This window comes from Bacteroides sp. MSSM.1001136sp1_RTP21357st2_D2_RTP21359_211015 (assembly GCF_040913205.1).
Taxonomy (GTDB): domain Bacteria; phylum Bacteroidota; class Bacteroidia; order Bacteroidales; family Bacteroidaceae; genus Bacteroides; species Bacteroides ovatus.
The window spans coordinates 33,341-45,065 of sequence record NZ_JBDFVF010000006.1 but is presented as its reverse complement, the minus strand read 5'-3'; the positions used below and the strand labels follow the sequence as shown (position 1 = coordinate 45,065).

General features: G+C 40.9%; 12 protein-coding genes. 1 reads left to right on the top strand and 11 read right to left on the bottom strand.

Features of this window, described 5'->3' with window-relative positions; translation table 11 throughout:
* Positions 1-3: 3 nt before the first annotated feature.
* The 11 genes from AB5217_RS06105 to AB5217_RS06055 all read right to left on the bottom strand — a co-directional run bounded on the left by AB5217_RS06105 (position 4) and on the right by AB5217_RS06055 (position 10,483).
* The gene (locus tag AB5217_RS06105) at positions 4-1,170 is read right to left on the bottom strand and encodes an AIR synthase-related protein (protein ID WP_004304535.1); all 1,167 of its coding nucleotides are present in this window, start codon (positions 1,168-1,170) and stop codon (positions 4-6) included.
* 268 nt (positions 1,171-1,438) lie between these two features.
* Positions 1,439-2,020 (bottom strand): LemA family protein, encoded by a 582-nt coding sequence (locus AB5217_RS06100; RefSeq protein WP_032843082.1) that lies wholly within the window; start codon positions 2,018-2,020, stop codon positions 1,439-1,441.
* Between the two features lie 48 nt (positions 2,021-2,068).
* The gene (locus AB5217_RS06095) at positions 2,069-2,986 is read right to left on the bottom strand and encodes a TPM domain-containing protein (RefSeq protein ID WP_004304539.1); all 918 of its coding nucleotides are present in this window, start codon (positions 2,984-2,986) and stop codon (positions 2,069-2,071) included.
* Positions 2,987-3,058: 72 nt separating this feature from the next.
* Positions 3,059-4,009, bottom strand: a complete 951-nt coding sequence (locus AB5217_RS06090; protein WP_004301723.1) for an alpha/beta hydrolase — start codon at positions 4,007-4,009, stop codon at positions 3,059-3,061.
* An 18-nt stretch (positions 4,010-4,027) separates the two neighbouring features.
* Complete coding sequence (locus AB5217_RS06085) at positions 4,028-4,774, bottom strand: shikimate dehydrogenase family protein (protein WP_004304542.1); 747 nt, start codon at positions 4,772-4,774, stop codon at positions 4,028-4,030.
* A gap of 6 nt (positions 4,775-4,780) precedes the next feature.
* A complete protein-coding gene (locus tag AB5217_RS06080) occupies positions 4,781-5,809 on the bottom strand; it encodes a hypothetical protein (RefSeq protein ID WP_004320901.1) in 1,029 nt (342 codons plus the stop codon).
* A 17-nt stretch (positions 5,810-5,826) separates the two neighbouring features.
* On the bottom strand, positions 5,827-6,564 hold the full coding sequence (ubiE, locus tag AB5217_RS06075; RefSeq protein WP_004320899.1) for a bifunctional demethylmenaquinone methyltransferase/2-methoxy-6-polyprenyl-1,4-benzoquinol methylase UbiE: 738 nt from the start codon (positions 6,562-6,564) through the stop codon (positions 5,827-5,829).
* Positions 6,565-6,726: 162 nt separating this feature from the next.
* Complete coding sequence (locus AB5217_RS06070) at positions 6,727-7,671, bottom strand: phosphoribosylaminoimidazolesuccinocarboxamide synthase (protein WP_004301731.1); 945 nt, start codon at positions 7,669-7,671, stop codon at positions 6,727-6,729.
* A gap of 71 nt (positions 7,672-7,742) precedes the next feature.
* Entirely contained in the window at positions 7,743-8,759 is a 1,017-nt protein-coding gene (locus AB5217_RS06065; protein WP_004301740.1) for a PhoH family protein, read from the bottom strand.
* Positions 8,760-8,860: 101 nt separating this feature from the next.
* Positions 8,861-9,538, bottom strand: a complete 678-nt coding sequence (locus AB5217_RS06060) for a DUF5715 family protein (RefSeq protein ID WP_004301742.1) — start codon at positions 9,536-9,538, stop codon at positions 8,861-8,863.
* Positions 9,539-9,622: 84 nt separating this feature from the next.
* Complete coding sequence (locus AB5217_RS06055; RefSeq protein WP_004308557.1) at positions 9,623-10,483, bottom strand: hypothetical protein; 861 nt, start codon at positions 10,481-10,483, stop codon at positions 9,623-9,625.
* Between the two features lie 191 nt (positions 10,484-10,674).
* Here AB5217_RS06055 and AB5217_RS06050 point away from each other — a divergent pair, with 191 nt between their 5' ends.
* The gene (locus AB5217_RS06050) at positions 10,675-11,112 is read left to right on the top strand and encodes a DUF6078 family protein (protein WP_004320897.1); all 438 of its coding nucleotides are present in this window, start codon (positions 10,675-10,677) and stop codon (positions 11,110-11,112) included.
* Positions 11,113-11,725: the final 613 nt, after the last annotated feature.

Genomic DNA, 11,725 nt, shown 5'->3' with positions numbered 1-11,725 from the left:
TCTTTAGTATCTAAATTCTCCGAATTCGCTCTTAATGATTAATTCTGTTTGCTCACATGCTTCAACACGTCCTACAATCTGTGCCGGAATACCGAATGACTCGGAAATAGCAATTACTTCTTCTGCATGTTCCGGTGACAAATAAACTTCGAGGCGATGTCCCATATTGAATACCTTGTACATTTCTGCCCAGTCCGTACCACTTTGTTCTTGAATAGTTTTGAATAAAGGAGGAACAGGGAAAAGATTATCCTTTACTACACGAACGTTTTCAACAAAGTGTAAAACTTTGGTTTGTGCACCACCGGAGCAGTGCACCATTCCGTGGATTTCCGGGCGCAGTGCATCGAGTAATTTCTTCACTACTGGTGCGTATGTACGAGTAGGGGAGAGCACTAACTTGCCTGCATCAATTGGAGAGTCTTCTACACTGTCTATCAATTTTAACTTGCCGGAGTAAACTAATTCTTCAGGAACTGCGGCATCATAGCTTTCCGGATATTTTTCAGCAAGATATTTTCCGAATACATCGTGACGGGCACTTGTCAAACCATTGCTGCCCATACCGCCATTGTATTCTTTTTCGTAAGTAGCTTGTCCGTAAGAAGCCAAACCAACGATCACGTCACCCGGACGAATATTGGCATTGTCGATAACGTCTGAACGTTTCATGCGACAAGTTACGGTAGAGTCAACGATGATCGTACGAACCAAGTCGCCGACATCAGCAGTTTCACCACCGGTTGCGTATACCCCTACACCCATTTCACGGAGTTCGGCCAGCAATTCATCTGTTCCATTGATGATGGCGGAGATTACTTCTCCGGGAATCAACAGTTTATTACGTCCAATGGTAGAAGAGACAAGAATATTGTCTACGGCACCTACACAAAGCAGGTCGTCGATATTCATAATCAATGCATCCTGCGCAATACCTTTCCAAACGGACAAATCACCCGTTTCTTTCCAGTACATATAAGCGAGAGATGATTTGGTTCCGGCACCATCGGCATGCATAATATTGCAATATTCCGGGTCACCTCCCAATATGTCCGGGATAATTTTGCAAAACGCTTTTGGAAAGATTCCTTTGTCGATGTTCTTGATGGCGTTGTGCACATCTTCTTTTGATGCGCTTACTCCACGCATCATGTATCGTTGATTACTCATGAGTTATAGAATTATATTGTATACGGCTGCAAAAGTACAGCTTTTTTTTGGTACAGCCAACTAGGTACTGGCAAATGTTAATCATTAACTGTTTTACTTTAGAATATTCTCTTGAAAAGGAGAATAATAATAGAAAATTAAGAGTTAAAATCATAGTAATGAAAACTGTGATTTTAACTCTTATATATATAAGGGTTTTATCTAATGAAAAAATGTCAGAATAAATATTTCAGATAATATCTAGTCTCTCTCTTTGTAAATCATTTTTTTAGAATTCTACTTTCGGAGCCTTCTCACTACCTTCCTCTGCTTCAAAATATGCTTTCTTATCGAAACCGAACATTCCCGCGAAAATATTCTTCGGGAAACGGCGGATATTGGTATTATAAGCTTGTGCTGCATCATTGAAGTCTTTGCGTGCTACATTGATGCGGTTTTCTGTTCCTTCCAGTTGAGCTTGAAGTTCCAGAAAGTTCTGGTTAGCTTTCAGATCCGGATAATTCTCGGTAATAGCTAATAATTTGCCTAGTGCTGATGTTACAGCACCTTGTGCCTTTTGATATTGCGCTAACTTTTCCGGTGTCAGATCGGCAGCGTCTACTTTGATTTGAGTAGCCTGGCTACGTGCGGCAACAACTCCTTCCAATGTTTCCTTCTCATGTGTCGCATATCCTTTCACTGTGTTTACCAGATTAGGAATCAAGTCGGCACGACGTTGGTATTGAGTTTCTACATTTGCCCATTGACCACTTACATTCTCGTCCATAGTAACCAGACCGTTATATACACTTACTGCCCATATGACAAGGATAGCCACAACGGCTAAGATGATAATAATTGACTTCTTCATGTTTCTTGTTTTTATTGAATTTGATAATTTGTTTTCTACTTATTTTCTTTAGAAACGAGAACCGGCACCGCCGCCACCGCCCATTCCTCCGCCAAAGCTGCCTCCACCGAAACCGCCTCCGCCTCCGAAACTACCTCCGCCGAAGCCTCCAATAAATGGACCACCTCCGCCACCTCCCCGGTGGTGGTAATCATTATCATAACTTTGTTGGCGGCGTATGATGGTATGTCCGCAGTTTCTACATGTATAGGTAACATCCTCGGTTTTCACCCCGTTAATTCGGGATACGACAGCACTTCCGCTTCTCTGTAATTGATGTTTACCACAATTCGGACAACGGCTTTGTTTGCGTGCCGAAAAGAAAGCAAGACCTCCGCCAATAGCAATAAAACAAAGAATGGCAAGAACAAAATCAAAAGAACCACCGCTGTTCGAATCGGAGAGAGCATCATTTTCCATAGAACCGTCAAGCCGCTGACAAGTCGCTTTTAGGCCGGCCACCATTCCGGCATCCCAATTTCCGTCTTTCAGGTAAGGAATCATATATCTGGTTTGAATCCTTTTACAGATCGCATCGGGGAGCACTCCTTCCAAACCATAACCGGTATAAAACTGGATACAACGTTGATCTGTAACCAACAAAATAACCAATCCGTTATTTTTATCTTTCTTCCCTACACCCCATTTATTAAGTAACTGATGGCAGAAGTTGAAACAATCTTCTTCTCCGATTGATGGAACTACGGCAACCACCGTTTCAATTCCTGTTTGTTGTTCCAAGGCATAAAGCATGGAGTCTATACTGTCACAAGCTGCCTGTGAAAGTATGCCGGCCGGGTTGCAAACATATTGCATTTTGTTTTGCAGGTGAACTTTTGGGAGGTTGTCCACCGTGTATACTTTCTCTTGAGCTTGTAGTGGGAACAGAAGAAAAGTAGCTAATATAAAAGTCAATATTGATTTCATAACGATTATTTTACGTTTGCAAATATAGAAACTTTTTCTGTTATGAATCTAAAACTCCTTGTTATAATAGGTTTAATGAATGTATCGCCCGACGAATGCACGGACTCGGTCGGTGTATTCCTGTTTATTCTCTTTGTATGAAACTGCATGAGCCGCTCCTGGAACAATCCATAGTTCTTTGGGTCCCGGTTTGGCTTCGTAGAGCGAATATACCATCCAGGTAGGCACATACGTGTCTTTATCCCCGTGAATAAACAGCATCGGAAGCTGTGATTTGGCTACTTGTTTCAGTGAGGAAGCCTCTTTAAAATTCCATCCATATTTCTTCTCGCAAAGCCAGCTTGTGGTATACATGAGTGGAAAAGGGGGAAGGTGGAAACTAGCTTTAAGCTCATGTGAGAATTCGTCCCATACACTGGTGTAGCCGCAATCTTCCACAAAGCATTTAACAAATGGTTTCTGTTCCTCACCGGACACCATCATGGTTGTCGCACCTCCCATTGAAATGCCGTGTACAACCATTTGTGTACTATCTCCGAAAATCTCATTGGCAATGTTCATCCATTGCAATACGTCCCAACGGTCTTTCCATCCCATCTGGATGGCTGGGCCTTCACTTTCTCCCTGATGTTGCAGGTCGGGAAGTAATATGTTATATCCTAAATCTCGATTATACAGATAACCAATCATAAACATACGGATAGCATTATCTGTATGTCCATGCACAATGACTGCTGTCTTACTGGTGGGTTGGGGAGCAGCAACATAATACGCATGAAGTTGTATTCCGTGCGGATTGATGATGAATGTATCTTTCAGTGCATCCACTTGTTTCAGGCTGTCCACCCATGGACGTAGGAAAGGGTAGTTTCTATACATGAAGGGATAAGAGTCAGCATCTTTAGACAAAATCTTGGCATTCGGAGTCAATGAAAAGTTTAACATATAAAAACTTCCTCCGATGGTGCAGCCGGTCAATGCCAGCATGATAATAATGATGCTATATACAACTTTTCTCCTCATAAAAACTCTCTCTAATCCTTATTTATGCCATATCTCCCATGCGGCAAATGCCTGGAGCAGCAGCATTTCCAGACCGTTTTTAACAACAGCCCCTTGTGCTTCTCCTTTTTTCATGAACAGCGTAACATTCGGATTATATAACAAATCATAGAGCAAATGGTTTGGAGTCAGTAGCTCATAAGGAATATTAGGGCAGAAATCTACCTTAGGAAACATACCTACGGGAGTACAGTTGACGATGATTGTATATTCTGCCATAATTTCGGGAGTCAGTTCCTCATAAGTCAGCATATCATCGGCTTTGTGGGTGCGTGATACGAATATACTTTCAATACCCAGGTTTTTCAGCCCGTGGTAGACGGCTTTGGAAGCTCCGCCGGTACCCAGAATCAATGCTTTTTGGTGATGAGGCTGCAATAAAGGTTGAATGGATTGAGTAAATCCGATGATGTCGGAGTTGTAGCCAACCAGTTTGACTTTTCCTTTCTGCTGGCGGATGATTTTAATGACATTCACAGCACCTATCTTTGCGGTATCACGGTCGAGTTCATCCAAAAAAGGAATCACTTGTTCTTTGTAGGGGATAGTCACATTAAGCCCGCATAAATTGGGATTCTCTTCGATAACTTCCATGAAGTTATTAATGCTGGGAATTTCAAAATTCACATACTCTGCATTGATACCTTCGGATTTGAATTTCTCATTAAAGTATCCGATAGAAAAAGAATGTCGCAGAGGGTAGCCGATTAAACCATATTTTTCCATAATCATTTATTGCTTAGTTGGGTTATTGGGTTTACTTTTTAGAAGACGTACTATTTCTTTTACTTTACCGTCAGGGTATTTGTCTTTATAGTATTCCGTCAAATCTTCGTATATCCAGAAATTATAAGGGCGGCCGATAAAGATATTGAAAGTGTTAGATGACTTCTCGCCGTCAATGCCTAATTTCAATTTTATATGGTTGTATATTTGGTCGTCAGGAGGAATAAGTCTGCAAGTTTTGGCTATTTCAGTCGTTATTCCATACATACCATGAGCTTCTGCTTCTTCGATTGCGAATTCCTTTTTTGTTATAGGAAAGCCATCAGAATTGAGTAATGTATATGTACCGGAGTTCTTTTCCTGAATAGATATACTGTATGATTCTCCATTGGTATAGGGAGATTTACTCTCTAAATCGGCTTTTATTTTTTCTTTAATTTCGTCCGTTTCTACATCTATGCCATATTCTACGGCAACGATATCGAATTTCTGTTCAGATTGAGAGGGGGGTCTGGTAATTACTAAACCTTGTTTCTGGTCAATTTCTTGTCCGTTCAGGCAGAATTTCCGGTCGAATACGGGTTCTTTCTTTGATTTCCAGGTCAGTTTACTGGAAAAAGTGATGACAGATGGTTCTTTTCCATCATTCCAGTCTATTTCTACTTTCTCATTATCGAATGTATGATCGCCATTGAATTCTCCGAAAGTCAGATAATATTTTCCGTCTTTGCTTACTCCTGTTTGCAGACCTGTGAAATAGGCCATATAAGCTCTGGTGCGTTCGTTTAGCGGAGCATCTTTTTCGTAAGTCTCCCCTTTGTAGATCGCTTTTATTCCTTGATTGGCAATAGAGCCTTTGGTGAGTGGATTCAGTAAGTCATTGCCTTGAGCATCCTGTACTGAAATGTAAAGAACTATGGGAGCAAAATCCCATATTAGGTCATCTCCTCCATTGTTTGCCGGATCACAAGAGGTGAAATTGATACAACAAAAAATGCAGAGTAGAAATAGTCCAATTGATTTTGTTGTTTTCATAAGGTTACATTATTAGGTTATTTGGTTGCGGTATAAAGAGTGCAGATACCAAAGGTCAGCCGTTTGAAGTTGACTTCGCTAAAACCGGCTCGGGCGATGACTCCTTTCATGACTTCCCCTTGAGGAAATACTTTGATGGTGTCCGGCAGATAGCGGTAGGCACTGTTATCTTTGGATAGAAGCTTACCCAATAATGGAATGACGATTTTAGAGTAGATGGAAAACAGTTGTTTCATCGGGAAGCGGTCCGGAGTGGTAAGTTCCAGAATTACAAGATGACCGCCCGGTTTCAGTACGCGGCACATCTCGGAGAGCCCTTTGTCGAGATCTTCGAAATTGCGGATACCGAAAGCTACAGTAATAGCGTCAAAATCATTGTCGGCAAAAGAGAGTGAAGTGCAGTCCTCCCGGGCAAAAGATATTTTATCCGACAGTCCTTCCTTTTTTACTTTTTCACGTCCCACATTCATCATACCTTCCGAGATGTCCGTGCCGATTAGTTCGGCAGGTTGCAGTTTGCGGCAGGCGAGGATGGCAAAATCCCCTGTACCGGTCGCTACATCCATCATTCGCTGCGGTTGAAAAGGGTGTAACCAGGCAATAGCTTTTTTGCGCCAGCTGCGGTCGATACCTAAAGATAAGGTATGGTTCAGCTTGTCGTAGGCATGTGCGATGTTGTCGAACATACGTTCCACTTGCTCGGTCTTTTTTCCTTCTTCGTCGTAAGGCTTGATATGTTGTTGCGGGTAATCCATTTTTTAGTTGATAGTTGATAAATGATAGTTGATAGTTGAAGAAGATAGTTGATAAATGATAGTTGGAAGATGACAGAGTTAATAGTTATATGCGATAAGCTGCATATTAACTATCATTTATCATCTATCAACTATCATTTATTATCTGTCATTTATCGCTTATCAGCTGTTCAAAAAAGTTTCGACGTTTTTGAATATACGTTCAGCGATATTGCTAGTATCTTCTTTCACGAATTTCTCACCGGTGATGTTTTCGAACAATTCGATGTAGCGGTCACTGATACTTTGTACGATAGCCGGAGTCATTTCCGGTACTTTCTGACCGTCTTTGCCTTGGAAGCCGTTTTCCATCAACCATTCGCGAACGAATTCTTTAGAAAGTTGTTTCTGCGGTTCGCCTTTTTCGAAACGTTCCTGATAACCTTCAGAGTAGAAATAGCGGCTTGAATCCGGAGTGTGGATTTCGTCCATCAGGTAGATAGTGCCATTGTGCTTACCGAATTCGTATTTTGTATCTACGAGGATCAGTCCGCGCTCTGCTGCGATTTCAGTACCGCGTTTGAAAAGGGCTAATGTATATTTTTCGAGAATTTCATACTCTTCCGGAGTAGCCAGTCCTTGTTTTAGGATTTCTTCTTTAGAGATGTCTTCGTCGTGCAATCCCATTTCAGCTTTCGTAGTCGGAGTAACGATGGGTTCCGGGAATTTCTGGTTTTCGCGCATTCCGTCCGGCAACTTCACGCCGCAAATTTCGCGTACGCCGCTTTTGTAAGTACGCCATGCGCTACCACACAGGTAACCGCGTACAATCATTTCTACCGGAAAACCTTCACACAATACGCCTACCGTTACCATTGGGTCCGGAGTAGCCATTTTCCAGTTCGGACAGATGTCAGTAGTGGCATCGAGGAATTTAGCTGCAATCTGGTTCAGCATTTGTCCTTTGTAAGGAATACCTTCAGGAAGTACTACGTCAAAGGCCGAAATACGGTCGGTTGCTACCATGACGAGTTTTTCGCCGTTGATGTTGTACACATCGCGCACTTTTCCGTGGTACACGCTTTTCTGTCCCGGAAAGTTGAAATCTGTTTTTGTTAATGCTTTCATTGTCTTTATTATAATTACAAATTACAAGTTACAAATAACAAGTCGCAATAGGATTCCGAATCTAAAGACGATTAGTCTTTGGCCAGTTTCACCGGACGTTCGCCGTTGATAACCAGTTGTTCGTTTTTCCGTTTCTCCCGTTCGGCTTTCGCTTCTTTGTCGAATTTTTCGTAAGCATCCACGATACGTTCCACCAGTTTATGGCGTACGATATCTTTTTTATTCAGTTCAACAAAACTGATACCTTTCACTCCCTTTAAGATGCGGAGAGCTTGCACCAATCCCGATGTTTGTGAAGCGGGGAGGTCAATCTGTGTCATGTCTCCCGTCACAATCATTTTGGTGTTCATACCCATACGGGTGAGGAACATTTTGATTTGCTGTGTGGTAGTATTCTGGGCTTCGTCCAAAATGACGACCGCATCATTCAGCGTGCGTCCGCGCATAAAGGCTAACGGGGCAATCTGGATAATGTTCAATTCCATGTATTCCTTTAACTTGGCAGCAGGTATCATATCTTGCAGGGCATCGTATAAAGGTTGCAGGTATGGGTCGATCTTATCTTTCATGTCGCCGGGCAGGAAACCGAGCTTTTCTCCGGCTTCTACGGCGGGGCGGCTAAGGATGATTTTTTTGATTTCTTTATTCTTCAATGCACGTACGGCGAGGGCGATAGCGGTGTATGTCTTTCCCGAACCTGCCGGACCGATGGCAAATACCATATCATTCTTGGCGAATCCTTCTACCAGTTTCAACTGGTTTTCACTTCGGGGGATGATAGGTTTTCCTGTGACACTGAACACAATCACGTTTCCTGTCTGTTCCGCTTGCGGCGCATTTCCTTTTATAATGTCAATGATAACTTCTTCTTTCAGTGAATTATATTCGGCGCAGTACTTTTCAAGTTTGGTGATATTTTCTTCGAAAGCACACATTTCTTCCTCGTCGCCCAGCACTTTGATGACATTGCCTCGGGCAACTATGCGTAGCTTTGGATATAAAGCTTTAATTAACTGTATGTTGGCGTTGTTTACGCCGTAAAAAATAACCGGATCAATGTCCTCAAGAACAATCAGCTTCTCTATCATTAAGTTGTATTAAAGAAAAATTTCTGCAAATTTAATGAAACGTTTTGGATTCTCTGATTGTTTGGAGGTGAATTTTACTGCAATTTACATTCATCTTCCGTTCATCGGGCAGTAATATGGAAACAACCTTGCTTCAGTTCGTATTTGATATAGCATTTTTCAGCTTGTCGTAGATCTCTTAAAACTTCGGATAGAACAAGTTTCAGTGTGTCGGCACTCACGTCCTGCATAGGGCGACCGTCTTTATCTTCCACTTTCTTAAAACGTTTCCAACTAACATCAAAAGTAGCCCCGAAACAATGTGCCGAGTTGGCGGAGGCATTTCCATTGCGACGGCGGAGACGTTTCACATCGTTTTCAGTACGTAGTACGGAGGTGATGATTACCTGATTGGGATTCAGCCCTTTGGCAGCCAATGAATCGAGAAAGTTGGAGCCGATTGTATCGAGCAATGCGCTGGCACGTGGAACGAGGTAGGGAATGGAATGTGTCAATGAATCCACTGCATAAAATTCATTATCAGTGATATGAGTCAACTTTTCTTTCATAGCTTCCGCTTCTTCTCGGTCTGCCAGCGGGCTAATACCTATCTTTTTAGCGACTTCCAGATGTGCATCGTTCAAATCAGGGAAAGAACGTTTGTAACTGACAACGCCACGAATATTGTGCGGCTTGTTCAATTTCAGTGACATGTCTTTCTTTTTGCAGCTTGAAGTAAGCGTTGTAAGCCCAATAACAAGTAAAAATAGCGGTAATATGCGAAGCTTGTAAGTAGTCATTTTGTATTTTTTGCCCGCAAATATACGCTATTTTTTCATACGTTCTATGCTTTGCATTATTTTCCGCCTCATATCTTTTACGGGTCACTCTAAAATATTTTCCGGTATTTCCGGACGGGTATCAAGAGTGCCTATAATGGTATAATCCGTGTTATCTATTGTTGTCTTCAGCGTTGGTATTATTAAATAATCACTTCTAGTAAGAGCCTTGTTAATAAGTTGCTCCCAATCTATCTTTAAATATCTTTGTATAAGATTGATAACTGCATTTACACTTGTAACTCCATCAAATAGTTCAAATCTTAATTTGTGAGGGGTGGGAGGGGTTGATGCATCCGTGAAATTTCCTTGTTCGTCAGATGCATAATTTAATGTTAAATAAGGTATGGCGTATGTAGGAGATGAGTTGCCGAAACCATTTTCTAATTTGACTGAAAAATCGTATGTTCCTTTGGCTATCGGATTTTGGGATAGTTCGTTTTTGGAGTCGCTATATCGGAAGAAATAGCAATCTTTAGATTCATTGTTAATCAAATAGACCACAGTGCCATTGGACAGTGCCGGATGATTACTTTCTTTTATTGCGTATGCCAAATAACTGTCTATAATTTTAATTTTTAATTCAACTATTTCGTTGGTGATATTATCTTTTACTTTCACCTTTGTTTCTCCTTTCTTTTTGGGGGTAACTTTTAAACTTCCCATTCCTATTGAGCTGGATAAATCTACATCGATGCTTAAAATATCAGTTTCTTCTACAGTCACGGTATAGTCTCTGTTTCCACCTCTAATGGTAATATCTGTTGCTCTTAATAAAGGTTGTTCGTAATACTCTTTTTCAAAGGATAAAGGATATATCTTTTCTTCATTATTATTGCCACAGCTAAAAAAGATAATTGTACAGAGGAATGAAAGTAGTGCTCCAAGTAAATGTTTTGTTTTCATGATTATTTTGTTTTATAGTTTTGCAGGAGAGATATAGTCTTATAAGTTCCTGTGTTGACGTTGGAGGCAAATATAAAGATTTTATCGATATGTTGAAGTAAATAGTGTATTTATTTCCTGTCCTCCAGCTATTTTCATACATTTGTAGCGGTTTATAAAAATAGGCCACTTTCCCACTAAACATAACACACATGAAAACAGATTTCGATTACAATTCTATGCCCGTTAGCTTCGCTCATTGCTTGAATGGACATTGTTTGCGTGCGGACAAATGTTTGCGGCGACAAGTAACTCTCCGAATGCCGAAACAGCGGGCTGCTGTAATGGTTATTAATCCCGAACATGTCACTTCCGATGGTGTAGACTGCACTTACTTTATTGATGAAAAGCCGGTGTTGTTTGCACGGGGTATGAAACATTTGCTGGATCGGGTGCCGCTTGCTGATGCCACCGTTATCAAACGACAGATGATAGCCTACTTTGGCAAAACGATCTATTACCGTTGTTGCAACAAGGAGCGGCTGATTAAACCGAAGGAGCAGGAATACATACAGGGACTTTTCCGCAGGCGGGGAGTTACAGAAACGCCTCAATTTGACGAATATATAGAATACTATGATCTTGGGTAAGTATATCCGTTAGTTCCGGTAGTCCCACATATTGTGGGAAAGTATTCTTTTATATTATGGGAATTTATTCCCGCAAAATAAGGGAATAAATTCCCTCCAGCTAGGGAATCTTTTCCCATAATATATGGGACTACCGGAGACTGTAATACCCTGATAATAGTTGACTGCCTTTTTTCTTATCTTCGGGTTGGGTTGACATTTATTATGTAGGTATTATATAGCAGTCCCGGTATGAGAAATGCATGATGAAAGTATGAGAAATACCGGTTTTTTATGACATTTCAGGCAAAATATTATGAGAAACAGCTTTTTGAAAAGTATTTCTCATAGTGCTATTGCTTTGAATTACAGGTAATTATTCTATGGATTATGAGAATATGAGAAATGATTTTGCAAAATCATTTCTAGTGGCGCGACATTCCGGGATTATTGTAATTGTATACAAAGAATGAGCGATATGGCTTCACGACTTATTACATATTTTGTGTTACATATTTTATGTAACATAAAGAACGTAATAAATCCGGAATGTTCAAAGAAGATTTATTCGAGTTATATATAAAAAACAAACGCTGATGAGAACAAGTAATCATGCTTTTCTCATCAGCGTATA